Raw genomic sequence first — 15,521 nt, 5'->3', positions numbered from 1 at the left:
TTTCCACGGTCGCGGGGCCTACGCACCGGCGAGGACGAACCAGTGGGCCGGCAGGTCGATGCGGGTGCCGTCGGTCAGGTACTCGGTCTGCGGCAGGGTGGTCTCGCCCTCGGCGAGGACCTTCAGACCGGCCTCGCCGAGCAGGCGCGGGATCTCCGTGTCGTCGGCGTCGGCCGGCTTGAGCCCGTGGTGGAAGACGCGCTGCAGCTTGGGCCCCGGGCCGCCCTCCTGGGTCGCGGCGCGCTTGAGCACGTCCCGGGAGCCGGAGGTCAGCTCGACGACGAACGCGCGGCCCTCGGTGCCGATGAGCTCGGCTACGGCGGCGGCGACCGCGGGCCGCGCCGCGGGCTCGCTCTGGTGGATGACGGCCCGCATGAAGACGTTGACGTCGCCGAGGCGCTCGTGCAGGGCGCGTACGGCCGCCGAGTCGGTGAGGTCGAGCTGCTGGAACTCCACGGCGTCGTCCCGCGTGGCGCGGCGGGCGTGCTCGACGGCGGCGTGCGAGAGGTCGACGCCGAGGGCACGCGCGAACCGGGTGGCGAGGTAGCGGGTCTGGGTGCCGTTGCCGCAGCCGAGGTCGACGATGGTGCGCGCCGGGTCCGCGTGGGGCAGGAGCAGGTCGCTGTACGGCTCGGCGGACAGGGCGGGATCGCAGTCCCAGATCGCCTCGCCCGCCTCGTCGGAGGTCTCGCTCCAGTAACTCTCCCAGTTGCTGCGGTACTTGTCCGAGACGTTCATGCGTTCTCCCCACGGTTCGGTTCCGTGATCGGGATATCGCGCGGCCCTGGAACCGGGCAAGGGGCTGGAGGCCACCTTCACCGGATGTACGGACCCCGGCCAACCTGCGGGGGCGCGCACCGGCAGAGCGCACGCCCCCCTGGTCATTCCCTTCCGGCGAGCGCCTGTTCGAACCAGACGGTCTTGCGGTGCCCGCTGCCGCTGGCGCCCCACTCCCGGGCCAGCCGGCTGACCACGCGCACACCGCGGCCCGACTCGTCGCAGGGCTCGGCGGCCAGCATCTCGGGCAGCCCGGGTTCGTCGTCGGTGACCTCGAACAGCAGGGCGTCGGTGCGGACCACGCGCAGCCCGACGGGCTCGCTCACGGCATGCCGTACGGCGTTGGTGACGACCTCGCTGACCAGCAGCTCGGCGGTCTCCACGGCCTGCGGCAGACCCCACGCGAGGAGCCGTTCGCGCACCAGGCGGCGGGCCCAGGCGACCTCGCGCGGGTCGGCGTCCAGCCGCCATTCGGCGACGTGGTCGTCGGGGATGCCGTTGAGGCGGGCCATGAGCAGGGCGACGTCGTCCTTGCGGCCGCCGCGCGTGTTCAGGGCGCGGATGATGGTGTCGCAGGCGTCGTCCATGGAGGCGGCGGGGTGTGCGGCGGACTCGCAGAGCGCGGCGAGGCCCTCGCCGATGTCGGAGCCGCGCACCTCGACCAGGCCGTCGGTGCACAGCACCAGCCGGTCGCCGGGCGAGACCTTGACCCGGATGGCCTCGAAGGGCACGCCGCCGACGCCTATGGGGGCGCCGGTGGGCAGGTCGAGGAGTTCGCTGGAGCCGTCCTCGGCGCGGACCAGCACGGGCGGGATGTGTCCGGCGTTGGCGAGGTGCAGTTCGCCGCGGATCGGGTCGTAGACGGCGTACAGACAGGTGGCGAGGTAGGTGTCGCCGAGTCTGCGGGCGAGGTCGTCGAGGTTGCGCAGGAGCTGGGCGGGCGGGGTCTCCATGGTGGCCATGGTCTGTACGGCGGTGCGCAACTGGCCCATCATCGCGGCAGAGTTCAGGCCGTGGCCCATGACGTCGCCGACCACCAGGGCGGTGCGCGAGCCGGGCAGCTTGATCGTGTCGAACCAGTCGCCGCCGATCCGGCCGAGCCGGGTGCCCGGCAGATAGCGAGTGGCGATGTCGCAGCCCGCCATCCGCGGGGTGACCTGCGGGAGCATGCTGTCCTGCAGGGTGTCGGCGACGTTCTCCTGGTAGGTGTACATGCGGGCGTTGTCGAGCACGAGGCCCGCGCGGGCGGCGAGTTCGGCGCCGGTGGTGCGGTCCATGTCGTCGAAGGCCGGGCGGTCCGGGCGGCGCATCAGCACCATGAAGCCCAGGACGACGTTGCGGGCCTTGAGCGGCACGATCAGCAGGGAGCGCCCGCCGATGAGGGGCCTGAGGTCCCGCTTCTCGAACTCGCCGGCGATGCGCTCGCTCAGCTCCTCGGTGACCCTGGGGACGAGGACCGGCTCACCGGTGACCATGCACTTGTAGAACGGGGTGTGTTCGGGGAAGGCGAAGGCCTCGCCGACAGGCACGGTGTCGTCCCAGCGGCCCGGTTCGTCGTTGTGCTCGACCCACACCCGGAACATCACGGTCTGCCCGTCCGGCGGGCCGTCCGGGAAGCCCTCGCCGGCGAGGACGGCCGCGCGCAGATGGGTGCCGGCGAAGTCCGCGAACCGGGGTACGGCGGCGCTGGTGACCTCGCGGATGGTCTCGCCGAGGTCGAGGGAGGTGCCGATGGCGGAGCTGACCTCGTTGAGGAACTCCAGCCGCTCGCGCACGGCGGCGTACTCCAGGTCCTGCTCGGCGCCCTCCGGGACCGCGCCGGCCGGCGGGGTCCGCCGCTGCGGCACGACGGCCTCGGTGCGCTTGCGCCCGGGACGGCGGGGCACACCCCAGTACGGGGTGACGGGCACCCGGTCGAACTGGCTGAACTCCAGGACCGGATAGCCCAGTTCCAGCATCTGCGAGACGATTCGGCCGCTGTGGCCCGGGCCCATGCTGGGCAGGATCTCGGGCAGCCGGCGTTCGAGCTCGTCGGAGGCGGGCAGCTCGGTGTGGCGGGCGAAGCCGGGCGAGATGCGTTCGGCGGTCTCGTCGTCGTAGCCGCGTTCGTCGCGCAGCCGGGTGGCGTCGGCGGCGAGCACGAGCAGCCGGGACGGCCCCGGACCGACCAGCGGATAGGCCCACCACAGCACGTCGAGCCGCTCGCCGCCCTCGCCCGGCTCGTGCGGGAAGAGCCGGGCGCGGCCGGCGGTGGCGTAGGCGGTGTGCCCGCCGAGGGAGGCCTCCAAGTCGGGGCCGAGCCCGTCGTACTGCTCGTAGGCGTCCGGCATCGCCTCGCCGTGCATGTCCTCGGGGAGGGCACCCGCGACGGGCAGCAGGTCGGCCGCGGCCCGCCCGACGGCCTCCTCCCTGACGACGCCGAACAGGCGCCGTGCGCCGCTGCTCCAGTGGGACACCAGGCCCTCGCGGTCGACGACGACCACGGCCAGCGGAATCCGGCCCGCCGCCGCGTCGCCGACACCGCGGCCGGGAGGTGTGTCCCGCTCGCTGCCACGGTCCATGGCCCAGGCCCTCTCTCCCCACGGCTGTACGCAAACGATCTGTGCCGCCCGCCACTACGGTACGGCGGCGGCCGGTCGCGATGTGTGGCAATCCTGGAATTGGTTTCACCGGATCGCACCGGCGCGCAGCTCAGCGGCCTGCAAGCGCCGCTGCCCGTGTCGTCGTCAGTCCTCGTCAGCCCTCGTCAGTCCTCGTGTCCCAGCTGCAGGTCCCGTTCGGTACGGCCGCCGCCCGCCACCTGCAGCACGGTGGCGACCGGCGGGTAACCGGCGGCGATAACGGTGTACTCGCCGGAGGAGAGGTCGACGAACCGGAACGTTCCGTCCGCTGAAGTGGTGAGGGTGTCGACGACGTTGCCGGCGGCGTCCAGGAGCGTCACGCGCGCGTCCTCCACGGGCCGGCCGCCGCTCGCCCGGACCGTGCCCCGCAGCACGGCGCCGCCCGCGAGTTCGACGTCCTGCCGGGTCTCCCGGGCGGCCTGCACGGTGACCGGGAGGGCGGCCGGGCGGAAGACGGGGGCGCTGGCGGCGAGGGTGTACTCGCCGGCGACCAGTTCGGTGATGACGTAGCCGCCCTCGCGGCCGCTGCGGGTGGTGGCCACGACCTCGCCGTGCACATTGGTGAGGGTGACGGTGGCGTCGCGCACGGGGGTGCCGTCGGCGGTGAACACGCTGCCGGCGAGGCGTCCGGCGCCCCCGAGCACGACGTCGAGCTCGACGGGCCGTTCGCCGACGGTGACGGAGACGGCCTGCGGCTGGTGGCCGCCGGCGGCGGCGATCAGCACGTACGACCCGGGGCCCGGCGTGCTGAGCGCGTACCGTCCGTCCTCGCCGCTCGCGCCGCGCCCGATCTGCTGCCCGGCGACGTCGATGAGGGTGAGCGCCGCGCGGGGCACCACGGTGCCGTCGTGGTGCTGGACCGTGCCGCAGACGGGGATTCCGGCGGCGTGGGGCGCACGGGCCTGTGGGGGGATGGGTGTGTTCACGGTCTCGGGCTCGGTTTCGGCGGTGGGGTGGGACACCAGAGGTTTCTCCTTGAGGAAGAAGGCGATGAGCAGGCCGAGGACGAGCACCGGGACGAGGTAGAGGAAGATCCGGGGCATCGCGTCGGCGTAGGCGCGGATGTAGGCGTCGCGCAGCGCCGGGGGCAGCGCGTGGACGAGCTGCGGGGTGATGGACTCGGGGTCGGGCAGCGCCGCGCCCGCGCGCGAGGGCAGCTCCTTGTGCAGCGCGGAGGCGAGGCGGTCGGCGAAGAGGGTGCCGAAGATCGCGGCGCCGACGCTGCCGCCGATCTGCCGGAAATAGTTGTTGGCACTGGTGGCAGTGCCGAGGTCGGCGGGCCGTACGGAGTTCTGCACGGCGAGGACGAGGACGGGCATCACCATGCCGATGCCGGCGCCGAGGACGGCCATCCAGATGCTGTAGTGCAGCCTGGGGGTGTCCACTTCGAGCCGGGACAGCAGCCACATGCCGGCGGCCGAGACGGCACCGCCGAGCACAGGGAAGATCTTGTAGCGGCCGGTGTGGCTGATGAGCTGCCCGCCGATGATGGAGGCGCCGACGATCCCGGCCATCATGGGCAGCATCAGCAGCCCGGACTCGGTGGCGCTGGCCCCGTCGACCATCTGCAGGAAGGTCGGCAGATAGCTGGCGGCGCCGAACAGGGCGACGCCGATCACCAGGCCCACCAGTGCGCTGACGTTGAAGACGGAGTCGCGGAACAGCCGCAGCGGGATGAGGGGTTCGGCGGCGAAGCGCTCGGCGACGAGGAAGAGGACGACGGCCGCGCACGCGCCCGCCCCGAGGCCGATGATCTGCCGGGATCCCCACGCGTACTCGATGCCGCCCCAACTGGTCAGCAGCACCAGGCAGGTGGAGGCGGCGGCAAGCAGCAGGGCGCCGAGGACGTCGAGACGGCCCCGGCTCGGCGGCTTGGGGAGCTTCAGGACGAGGGTGACGACGCCCAGGGTGACCAGCCCGAAGGGGACGTTGATGTAGAAGCACCAGCGCCAGGAGAGGTGGTCGGTGAAGTAACCGCCGAGCAGGGGCCCGGCGACGGAGGCGAGGCCGAAGGCCGCGCCGATCAGGCCCATGTAGCGGCCGCGCTGCCGGGGCGGCACGACGTCGGCAATGATCGCCTGCACACCGATCATGAGCCCGCCCGCGCCGACGCCCTGGATCGCGCGGAAGGCGATCAGCTGGTCCATGGACTGCGCCCGGCCGGCGAGCGCGGAGCCGACGACGAACACGGCGATGGCGAACTGGAAGACGCCCTTGCGGCCGAAGAGGTCGCCGAGCTTGCCGTAGAGCGGCAGGCCGATGGTGGAGGTGAGCAGATAGGCGGTGATCGCCCAGGACATCCGGTCCAGGCCGTGCAGTTCGCCGACGATCTTGGGCAGCGCGGTCGCGACGATCATCTGGTCGAGCGCCGCGAGGAGCAGGGCGAGCATCAACCCGAAGAACACCAACCGCACGCGGGGCGCGCCCAGTTCGGCGGCCGGAGCGGGAGCCTGCGGCGCGGCGACGGTATCGCCCTCGGCCGGTGTCACCACCGGCCCCTGCTCCGCGAGTGTCGTGCCGCCCACGTACCGCTCCCCTCGTCACACCTGCCACATTTCCCGCATCAAGCGTCAACTGTGAACAACTGGGACGAGTTACGGCATCGTTCCAGGCGGAAGAGAGATCCACTCGAACCAGTGAAGGGGCACAACACCCCTTCACCGGTGGAGCCTTGGAGCTACTTCTCGACCTCGGCGGCGAGCCTCGCGAGCACGGCGTCGTAGATCCGGCCCAGGCCCTTGGGCGCGAAGGTCTTCTCGAAGAAGCCGCCGATGCCGCCGGCACCCTTCCAGGTGGTGGTGACGACGACCCGGGACCTGCCCTCGCCGGCGGGGGTGACGCGCCAGGTGGTGACCATGGAGGAGTTGCGGTCCTTCTCGACCAGCTCGCCGTCGGTGGGCTCGCTGACCTCCAGCAGGCAGTCGCGCACCCGCTTGCTGGTGGCCTGAAGCTTCCAGTGGACGAGGGTGCCCTCGCCGTCGCCGCCCTCGCGGACCTCGTACTCGCTGAAGTGCTCGGGCAGCAGCTTCTGCCGCGTGCCGCGGTAGTCGGCGAGGGCGTCGAACACCTTCTCCGCGTCCGCCGCGACGACCCGCTCCGTAGTGGCCTCGACCTGCGCCATTGCGTTCCTCCACACCTGGTTTCTCGGGGTTGGGGAAAGCCAACCACCCCGGTGCCCGGCCGCCCAAATCGGGGGCCGCCGCCAAGGGTCCTCACCTGGGGTCGCACGATCATGGGAACATATGTTCTATTGTGTGCGCAGTGCTAGCGAGGAGGCGTCATGCGCTGGGAGAACCTCACGGGCGAGGGCGAACACGGCCGGGCCGAGACCGCGCTGTTCGGCGCGGACGCCGTCACCACCCGCACCTTCGACACGCCCGAGTTCAGAGGGATCACCTTCCACGAGGTCCGGGCGCGCTCGGTGCTCAACCGGGTGCCGGGGGCCTCGCGCATGCCGTTCGAGTGGACCGTGAACCCGTACCGGGGCTGCACGCACGCGTACGTGCACTTCGCTCAATGACACTATTTCTCTGGGGAGGTTCCATGCCCAGCTCAACAGGTGCAGACAGGGCCTGGAAGGACATGTCGTGGGCGATACCTAGCACCTCGGCTCCGAATCAGGCCCCCGATAAGCAAGCAGGGGCGGCCGCTTACGCCTCCCTGCTCGACGGGCCAACCATCCGCCAGGAGGAAGGCACCGGAGACCGAGGATGGCTGCTCCTGCGCGCCCGCACGACCAGCCGCACGGGCCGTCGGTGAGCCACAAATGGCGAACCCGCCCCGCCGGCGTCTTGCGGGACACCAGCGGGGCGGGCGGGCCCGCCTCACCGGCTCTTGCGGAGACCGGCGAGACGGGGTCTGGGGTGCGGCCCTGACCCGGAGCGGCCGCCATGGGGGTGCGTCAGTGCGGGGTCCGCGCCAGCACCAGGGCGAGGACTGGGGCCGAGACGGCGGCCACGTACACGAGCAGGCCGATGATCGTCTTCACGACTGCTCGCCCGTCGGGGCCTGGCCGTCCAGCCGCTCGTAGTGGCGGCACAGGGCGTTGAGGGAGCGGGCGAACTTGCGCGCCACGGCCACGCGGACGGCCGGTGTGCATCCGTCGCCGACGCCGAGCTTCCTGCGGGCCTCTCCGGCGCAGGCGAGCGCGGTGTACCGGGGGACGCTGTCCTTGGGCAGCCGCCCGGCCTTCGCCTCGACCTCGGGGATGAGCAGCGCCAGGTGGCCGCGCAGCATCGTGGTGAGGGTGTCCAGCTCGGTGGGGACGGGCGGCAGGGCGTCGGGCCCGTCGTCGGGACCGAGCAGTAGGGCCGCGGTCTCGCGCATCGTCTCGATGTCGACCAGGGCCGTATCGTTGTCCTGCTTCACCGCGGCGTTCACCGGTTCACCGCCTGTCCGGCCCGGCAGCGCGGGCACGTGCATGGCGGGAACTCGGTGTCCAGGCCCACCGGCAGCGGCTGATTGCCGAACGCCACGGTGACCATGCCGCGGACCCGGGTGATCACGCCGTAGCGGTTCACGGTATAGACCCGCATCGTCATTCCGCTGCCCCGTGCGCTCGCCGGGGGCCGGGCGGTACCGTTCGTCATGTCGACGCTCCCTCGCTGGTTTGAGCGTTGGCCACTCCCGGGACCGGTCACGCGGTCGCCGGGCTTGTGCTCGGTGGTGTCGCTATGGACCAGCGCCCACACGGAGTCACCGCCGTCAGTGCGTCGGTGCCCGTACTCGTCGGCGCTGGCCAGGGCGGCCAGCACTTCCTTTCGTTCGACCTCCCCAAGTTCTGGCGGGAGATCGACCACCAGGCGGACGCCGGCCGGTATCTCTTCGCGGTGCACCTCGGAGCCCGTGGCCGCGGCCAGTCGCGCGGCGATGCTTTCAACCTTCGGACGCACGGGTCTCCCAGGTGAGCGCTTGATCACGTACGGTATTTCTACTTAAGTAGCTTCCACCTGATGCAGTAGCTTGTCAACGTCGACGCAAGCCGGACCACGCCCCTGCACTGGCGGGGCAGCACGGAGAGAGCCGCATGCCGCGAGAGGCCCCGTATCGCCACGTCGCGGACGACCTGCGCCGCCGCGTCCGCGCGGGCGAGTGGGCCGTCGGCGAACGCCTGCCGTCACGTGCCCAGCTCGCCGAGGAATACGGGGTCGGCCGCAACGTCACCCAGCGTGCGATGGAACGCCTGATCATCGAAGGCATCCTCGAAGGCCGGGCTGGTTCCGGCACCTACGTGTGCGCCCCGCGTGAGCGGCTGCGGATGGTGCGCTCACGCCATCGCGAGCAGCGTGGCGGCAGCCCCTTCCGCGCCGACATGAGCGAGCAGGGCCGCCGGGGCAGCTGGGAGTCCCGCAGCCAGGCCCGCGTCCCGGCCCCCGAGTACATCGCGCAGCGCCTCGCCATCGAGCCGGGTGACCCCTGTGTGCGAACCAACTACGAGTTCCTCGCCGACGGGCAGCCTGTGCAGTTGTCGGAGTCCTGGGAGCCGATGGCCGTCACCGACGGCACGCCCATCGTCCTGCCGGAGATGGGGCCGCTCGCCGGCATGGGCGTCGTCGAGCGCATGCGCTCCATCGGCGTCGCCATCGATATCGCGGTCGAGGTGCCGCGCCCGGGCCGGGCCACGCAGGAAGAGGCGAACTTGCTCGGTATCAGCGTCGGCGACTTGCTCACGCGGATCGAGCGCACCTACTACGACCGCGACGGGCGGCCCGTGGAGACGGCCGACATCGTTGTGCCGGACGTGCGTTGGGAGATCGCCTACGAGATCCCCATCGACGAGCCGAAGCTGCCCTGAGGCTGCCCGGCCGTCAGTGTGGTCTCTGGGTCAGCTGCCCGTGACGACGGTGTAGACGACCCCGATGGCTACTGCCAGCAGGAACAGGGCAGCCCCGATCCACTTGATCGCGACGATCCCGACGACCACTGTTTTGGTCGGGTCCTCGGCCGACTTCCTGGCTGCTCGCCTCCAGTGATGCACGTATGCCGCAACGAGCTGCCTCAGGGTCGGCGACAACGGCGGGGGCGCCGGCCTTCCTCGCATCACGGCATCTTGCGTAAGCCATTCGTGCATGGCCCGGAGTTCACGCCGATCAGCCTTGCGTTCCCGTCTAGATCTGGCCATGGCCACATCGTCCCGTCGAGAGACCGGATCGACCAGGCTTTTCACTGACCACGCCATAGCGGGCGGCCAGCACCTGCCGATACGGGCGCGGCGCCCAACTCTTGCGCCCCCACTGCCGGGCTATCGACCGGAACACCAAGCGCGCGTCGGCGTAGCGCAGTCGCCCGTCCGTCTATCTCGCGCTCCACTATCAGGGCCATTGCTCTTGAAACGCGATCACGAGTAGCGTCCGCCCCTTGAACGACTGGCCTGTTATGACCTGAGGAGGTCTGTTATGGCTGACGAGACTGTCGATTGCGTGTACGCGACCGATCCCATCGAACTCCCCGACGGCCGCACCGTCCGCATCCGCGCCTACTCCGACGGCAGCGTCCGCTTCCGCCTGGACGGCACGCCGTACGTGATCACCGAGGCGTACCTCAGCGGGAAGCCTGAAGACCACGCGATCGTCAAGCTGTCCCCCGGCAAGCAGGGCAGCGCCGCGGCCTACAACTGGATGGACGAGAAACTGAAGGCCAAGGAAGCAAAGTAGCCGAGGCACACGAAAGCGCCCCCGTCGCCCGAAGGCGACGGGGGCTGCTTCGATGTCAGAGTTGATCGACCGTCATGCACTTGCACGGCTTCCACCGCGCCGGGACTTCCTCGACGTTGAACTTGATGAGCCGTGCCCCGCGGTAGCCCCGTTGGAAGTCCCAGCACTTCTCAGTGGCGTGGTAGAAGTCGCTGGTCTCCGTGGTGACGACCTCAGTCACCGGGTCGAACTCCCAGGTGCCCGGCCGCATGTAGCGTCCGTATGGCGCGCGCAGACCAGCATCGATGACGCCGCTCTTGGCCCCGCGACTGGTCCGGATGTTCACTCCGCACGCCTCGGCGAACTCGAAGACGTCGAAGTTCGGGTCGTGGTAGCCCAGCACCTGGGCCGTGACCCACATGACGTTCGTCAGGAGACTCTCTATTTCAGAGTCCGACAGAACCTGCGCGCCGCTCTTCGAGTCGCGGGAGCGGTCGTGGCCCGCTCGGTCCCGCCGATAGGGGGCGTCGGACCAATCGTGCTGCGCAATTTCTGCAGCGAAGTCACGGGCAAACCTGGAAAGGGCCATGGTGTCCTCCGATAGGACGCAGGTGACGCCATCCCCCGACGGGACAGCCGCTTCGAGCGTACACCTCTTCCGTCGAACGCAGCGTCGTGCTCATCCTGTTGGGACAGCGGGAAGGCCAGGGTCCGTAGGCGGCGGAGCTGCCTGCCAGGTTCTCGGCGCGCCAGTGGACGAAGAACGCGACCACGGCGGCGAATGACGAGCCGCTGCCACAGGCAGCCGTCGTCAACGGCCACAGCCCGGCCGAGTCTCCGCCCGACACGCCCCGGCCGGTGCGCCGCAAAGGCCATCTGGGGCTCTACATCGGCGGCGGCGTCGCGGCCCTTGCCGCCTTCAGCGCAGGCAGCCGACGGGCTCTGCGCCACCACGGTGTCCAGGTCGCCGCCGCGGTGACAAGTGCCGCCGTCACCGCGGCCACGGTCACTCTGATCACGGTGCAGCCCTGGAGCAACGACGACAGCAACCCGCCGGCCTCTGCGCCCACGGCGATGCCGACCGCTGTCTACACGCCGCCGCCCATGCGGCACAAACCGCCACGCACGCCCAGCACCAGCCCGACCGCCACGCCGCCGGACACCGCTGAGCCTTCTCCTGGCGGTTCGCCGAGCACCAGCCCGTCACCGCCGGGCGTACCGCCGGTCGGCAGCTCGGCGCCTGCCCAGACTGCGCCCCCGGCCAGACGCGGACGCGGCAGGCGTCGCACGCCTCCGCACCGCCCGACACGCAAGGCGACTCCGGCCGGTCACAGGCACAAGGCGACCCCTCCCGGCCAAGGCGGCACGCCCGGTCAGAAAGCCGGTCACGGGAAGCCTTCCGTGCCGCCCGGGAAGGCTCGCGGCAAGCCCAGCCGAGCCGTCTACCTCGGCGCCACGGTGGGCGCGGTCGTCAGGACGCAGGCGTCGTTGCGACTCCTGGCGTGAGATCCAGGCCCCCTCTTGGACGGTCTCATGGGATCGATCGAGGAGGGGCCTCTGCGCTATCCGATCTTCGGAACGATCTCGACGCTCTCGGGGTCGAAGCCCCTGCCTGGCTTGCCCCGATGGATCGTGACGGTCATCAGCATGTCGACGGCGGCTCGCTTGCGATCCAAGGGCAGGGCGGCCCACATCGCCACAGGGTCATCCGAGCGGACCAGGTCGCCCAGGACGGCCGCACGCGCCGGACTGGTCATCTGCTGCTCGATCTCCGCCAGCCGATCCTTCACCCGGCGCACAGCCCTTTTGAACTCCAGCGCGTCGGCCTCGTCGTCATCGGCGAACGCATCGGTCATGTTCCTGAGGCGAGCCCTGAGCGCCGCGGCCTTCGCGGTCAGCTCCTCCATGTCCGGGCGTTCGTCGTCCAGGAGAAGCCCCGCCGCGTCTTCCCTCACCAGGAGCCGCGGCACTATGCCGAGCGGCTGTCCCGGTTCCGTGCCAGCGATCAGCCCGTCGATCGGGTCGGCCTTGCGGCTCAAGTGCTTCACCGGGCCGCGGCATTTGTAGGTGCGGTAGGAGGCGTACGACTTCCCGCCGGCGCTCGATACGGATTGGGCGCTGGTCACGGTCGTGCCGTCACCGCATATCGCGCACAGGGCGATCCCGGAAAGCAGCCACTTGCGGGCCGGACCAGGCGAGGTCTTCCTCGAGGGGTCGGTGATCATGGCGACCGCCTGGCGCCACTGGTCCTCGGTGACGATGGCCGGCCACTTCCCTGCGTACGTGGTGCCGTTGTACTCGCGCAGGCCCGCGTACCGCTCGTTCTGAAGCATGTAGCGCACGGAGTTGTGAGACCAGGGCTTGCCGTTGCGGTTGAGGACCTCACGCCTGTTCAGGTCTGTGGCGATACCCGAGAGGGTGGCACCGGCCGCGATGGCTTCGAACATCTTGCGCACCTCGGCGGCCTCGCTGTCGATGACCTCGGAGCCATCCGCGGTGTATCCGTAGCAGCGTGGCCCGGTGGGGACCTGGCCGCGCTCGACGCGCTGCCGCATCTCGCGCTGCTCGCGCTCCGACATCTGCTCGACTTCGAAGGTGTCGACCTCGCCCAGGAGTCCGGCCAGCAGGCGACCCGCGGCGGTCGTCAGGTCCAGCTCGGGGCCCTTCACGCACAGCACGCTCACGCCGTGCTTGCGGAGGATCTCCATCCCTTCGGCCCGTTCTCGCCGGTTTCGCCACAACCGGCCGAGCATGTAGACGATGATGACGTCGACTTCCCCGCGCTTCACGGCAGCCATGAGGCGTTCGTAGTCCGGCCTGTGCTTGCCGTGCGTGGCCGACTTGTCGTTGTCACGGAAGCGCCGGCCCTCGATGGGGATGCCGCGCCGCTGGGCGAGTTCGGCCGTGTCCTCCCCCTGGCGAATGACCCCGTCCTCATCACCTGCGTCGGCCTTGGAGATCCGCTCGTAGGTGGCGCCCCTCTGAAATGGTGTCACTCCCGGAAGTATACGTGCGTCTACTGTTTCGCGCGCAAGACGCACGGCTATCTGGACCTCGACACCGGCATCGGCTTCGACACCCAGATCGTCGTCAAGGTGAACGCGCCCGAGGTGCTGCGCCGCCAGCTCGCCTCCCGCCGCTGGCAGGGCGACCACGTGGCGATGGGCACGAACGTCGACTGCTACCAGCGCGCCGAGGGCCGCTACCGCCTGATGCCGGGCATCATCTCCGCCCTGACCGAGCACGCCAACCCGTTCTCGATCCTCACCAAGGGCACCCTGATCCTGCGCGACCTGGACCTGCTGGTCCGGGCGGCGGAGGTGACGGACATCGGCATTTCGGTCTCCGTCGGCTTCCTCGACCCCGCGCTGTGGCGCATGGTGGAGCCGGGCACGCCCGCGCCGGAACGCCGCCTGGAGGTCGTACGCACCCTGGGCGAGCACGGCATCGGCTGCGGGGTGCTGATGGCCCCGGTCATCCCGTTCCTGAGTGACCATCCGGCTCAACTGCGCGCTACCGTACGGGAGATCGCGGCGGCCGGGGCCGCCTCCGTCACTCCCCTGGTGCTGCATCTGCGGCCCGGCGCGCGGGAGTGGTTCATGGCATGGCTCGGGCAGCACCATCCCTACCTGGTACGGCGTTACGAGCGGCTGTACGCGGAGGGCGCCTACGCGCCCAAGTGGTACCAGCGCCGGATCACCCGTCAGGTGCACGAGCTGGCCCAGGAGTACGGCATCGGGCCCAGCCGCCCGGGCCTGGCCCGCCGGATCCGCCCGGCGCAGCCGGCCGAGCCCCCGGCCGTGGCCGAACCCACCCAGCTCTCCCTCATGTGAGCACGTCCCCCGAGTGAGAGCGGTGCCCGGCCTCGGGTGAGGGCGTTTCGAGGACCTCGGTCACCCCAATCGGGTCAACTATGCCTATAACGCGTTCTTCAGAGCGCCGATTCCGGGGCGATGCGGCGGAAGATGTGACCTCGCTGTCCGCCGCCACCGCTGTCCCGGGAGGACGCATGAGAACACGCGCAGCCGTGCTGTACGCAGCCACCGCAGTGCTGGCGGGCTCGGTCACCGCTCTGCCCGCGCACGGGGCCCCGGCCGCCCCCGCCGCGCGGCTCGCCTGGAAGAAGTGCGGCACCGGCGACTATCCCACGCTCCAGTGCGCCTCCCTGAAAGTGCCGTTGGACCACGCGAAGCCGTCCGGCCGGCAGATCACGCTCGCCCTCTCCCGCGTCCCGCACACCGCAAAGACCTCGCAGGGACCGCTGTTGGTCAACCCCGGCGGGCCCGGTGGCAGCGGACTGACGCTCGCCGGGTTCGTCGCCTCCGCACTGCCCCGGAGCGTCGCCGCGCAGTACGACGTCGTCGGCTTCGACCCGCGCGGGGTGGGCCGCAGCAGCCCGGCCCTGAACCGCGCGCCGGGCCACTTCAGGACGGTGCGCCCGGACACCCTGCCCGCCACGGCCGCGCTGGAGCGGACCAACCTCGCCCGCGCCAGGTCCTTCGCCGCCGACTGCGGCCGCAAGTACGCCGGCGTGCTGCCGTACATCGACACCGTCAGCGCCGTACGCGACATGGACTCCATCCGCCGGGCGCTCGGCGCGCCGAGGATCAGCTACTTCGGCTACTCCTACGGCACCTACCTCGGCGCGGTCTACGCGAAGCTGTACCCGAACCGGGTCCGCCGCCTGGTGCTGGACTCGGTCGTCGACCCGGCCGGCGTGTGGTACGCGGACAACCTCGGCCAGGACTACGCGTTCAACGACCGCCATCGCGCGCTGATGGCCTGGATCGCCCGGTACGACTCCACGTACCACCTGGGCACGGATCCAGGGAAGATCGAGGCCGAGTGGTACGCGATGCGGGCGGCCCTGGCGAAGCAGCCGGCCGACGGCAAGGTGGGCGCCTCCGAGTTGGAGGACACCTTCATCCCCGGCGGCTACTACAACGGCTACTGGCCCTACCTCGCCGAGGCGTTCGCGGCGTACGTGCGCGAGCGGAAGACCGGGCCGCTGGTGGAGGCGTACCGGAACTTCGGCGCGGTGAACGGCTCGGGGGACAACGGCTACAGCGTCTACTCGGCGGTGCAGTGCCGTGACACGTCATGGCCGGGCAGTTGGAACCGGTGGCGCGCGGAGACGTGGGAGGTGTACGGCAAGGCGCCCTTCATGGCCTGGAACAACGCCTGGTACAACGCGCCGTGTGCGTTCTGGCCGACCGCGAAGCGCACGCCGGTGAACATCGCCAACGCCAAGCTGCCGCCGGTGCTGCTCTTCCAGGCGACGCACGACGCGGCCACGCCGTACCCCGGCGGTGTCACGGTCCACCAGCTGCTCGCCCGCTCCAGCCTGGTGGTCGAGGAGGGCGGCGGCATGGCCTTGGCCTGCTGGGCTTTCGCCGCTAAGAGTCATCACGTAATGAGGTGATGCCCACCCGATGTCCGTGCGGGGCCAGCAGGCCGGGGTGGCGTGCTTGCTCCGTTCGGCCGGCTGTTC

General features: G+C 70.7%; 12 protein-coding genes and 2 pseudogenes. 5 read left to right on the top strand and 9 right to left on the bottom strand.

The genetic code is table 11. The features are described 5' to 3' along the window. Positions 1-18 precede the first annotated feature (18 nt). From ACIBJF_RS17385 to ACIBJF_RS17370, 4 genes are all read right to left on the bottom strand, one after another. Positions 19-738 carry a class I SAM-dependent methyltransferase gene (locus tag ACIBJF_RS17385; protein WP_399174556.1) on the bottom strand — a complete coding sequence of 240 codons (720 nt, stop codon included), beginning with the start codon at positions 736-738 and terminating at the stop codon, positions 19-21. Positions 739-881: 143 nt separating this feature from the next. After that, on the bottom strand, positions 882-3,338 hold the full coding sequence (locus ACIBJF_RS17380) for a SpoIIE family protein phosphatase (protein ID WP_399174555.1): 2,457 nt from the start codon (positions 3,336-3,338) through the stop codon (positions 882-884). Positions 3,339-3,523: 185 nt separating this feature from the next. Further along, positions 3,524-5,923 carry an MFS transporter gene (locus ACIBJF_RS17375; protein WP_399174554.1) on the bottom strand — a complete coding sequence of 800 codons (2,400 nt, stop codon included), beginning with the start codon at positions 5,921-5,923 and terminating at the stop codon, positions 3,524-3,526. A 152-nt stretch (positions 5,924-6,075) separates the two neighbouring features. Continuing rightward, positions 6,076-6,519: an SRPBCC family protein gene (locus ACIBJF_RS17370; RefSeq protein WP_351803685.1), complete on the bottom strand. Its 444-nt coding sequence runs from the start codon at positions 6,517-6,519 to the stop codon at positions 6,076-6,078. Positions 6,520-6,678: 159 nt separating this feature from the next. On the opposite strand from ACIBJF_RS17370, the pseudogene ACIBJF_RS17365 reads away from it, so the two are divergent. Further along, positions 6,679-6,906, top strand: a pseudogene (locus tag ACIBJF_RS17365) (radical SAM protein); the annotation flags it as partial. Positions 6,907-7,382: 476 nt separating this feature from the next. On the opposite strand, the gene ACIBJF_RS17360 reads toward ACIBJF_RS17365, so the two are convergent. Both ACIBJF_RS17360 and ACIBJF_RS17355 read right to left on the bottom strand, forming a co-directional pair. Then, positions 7,383-7,778: a DUF6415 family natural product biosynthesis protein gene (locus tag ACIBJF_RS17360; RefSeq protein WP_399174553.1), complete on the bottom strand. Its 396-nt coding sequence runs from the start codon at positions 7,776-7,778 to the stop codon at positions 7,383-7,385. After that, positions 7,775-8,290, bottom strand: coding sequence for a hypothetical protein (locus ACIBJF_RS17355; protein ID WP_399174552.1), 516 nt, complete (start codon positions 8,288-8,290; stop codon positions 7,775-7,777). Before ACIBJF_RS17355 ends, ACIBJF_RS17360 begins: the two co-directional genes overlap by 4 nt. Before the next feature lie 134 nt (positions 8,291-8,424). Here ACIBJF_RS17355 and ACIBJF_RS17350 point away from each other — a divergent pair, with 134 nt between their 5' ends. After that, complete coding sequence (locus ACIBJF_RS17350) at positions 8,425-9,192, top strand: GntR family transcriptional regulator (RefSeq protein WP_399174551.1); 768 nt, start codon at positions 8,425-8,427, stop codon at positions 9,190-9,192. Positions 9,193-9,222: 30 nt separating this feature from the next. Here ACIBJF_RS17350 and ACIBJF_RS17345 read toward each other — a convergent pair whose 3' ends face one another. Continuing rightward, positions 9,223-9,564 (bottom strand): hypothetical protein, encoded by a 342-nt coding sequence (locus ACIBJF_RS17345; RefSeq protein WP_399174550.1) that lies wholly within the window; start codon positions 9,562-9,564, stop codon positions 9,223-9,225. A 229-nt stretch (positions 9,565-9,793) separates the two neighbouring features. Between ACIBJF_RS17345 and ACIBJF_RS17340 the strand changes: the two genes are divergently transcribed. Then, complete coding sequence (locus ACIBJF_RS17340; RefSeq protein WP_399174549.1) at positions 9,794-10,051, top strand: hypothetical protein; 258 nt, start codon at positions 9,794-9,796, stop codon at positions 10,049-10,051. A 55-nt stretch (positions 10,052-10,106) separates the two neighbouring features. Here the strand turns inward: ACIBJF_RS17340 and ACIBJF_RS17335 are convergent, their stop codons facing one another. Further along, positions 10,107-10,619, bottom strand: a complete 513-nt coding sequence (locus tag ACIBJF_RS17335; protein ID WP_399174548.1) for a hypothetical protein — start codon at positions 10,617-10,619, stop codon at positions 10,107-10,109. A 973-nt stretch (positions 10,620-11,592) separates the two neighbouring features. Then, positions 11,593-13,026, bottom strand: a complete 1,434-nt coding sequence (locus ACIBJF_RS17330; protein ID WP_399174547.1) for a recombinase family protein — start codon at positions 13,024-13,026, stop codon at positions 11,593-11,595. Between the two features lie 9 nt (positions 13,027-13,035). Between ACIBJF_RS17330 and ACIBJF_RS17325 the strand changes: the two are divergent. Next, positions 13,036-13,863: pseudogene (locus ACIBJF_RS17325) on the top strand (radical SAM protein); the annotation flags it as partial. Positions 13,864-14,039: 176 nt separating this feature from the next. After that, entirely contained in the window at positions 14,040-15,452 is a 1,413-nt protein-coding gene (locus ACIBJF_RS17320) for an alpha/beta fold hydrolase (RefSeq protein WP_399174546.1), read from the top strand. Positions 15,453-15,521: the final 69 nt, after the last annotated feature.

This window comes from Streptomyces sp. NPDC050743 (genome assembly GCF_044456925.1).
GTDB lineage: Bacteria > Actinomycetota > Actinomycetes > Streptomycetales > Streptomycetaceae > Streptomyces.
This window is presented reverse-complemented; position numbering and strand designations above follow the sequence as displayed.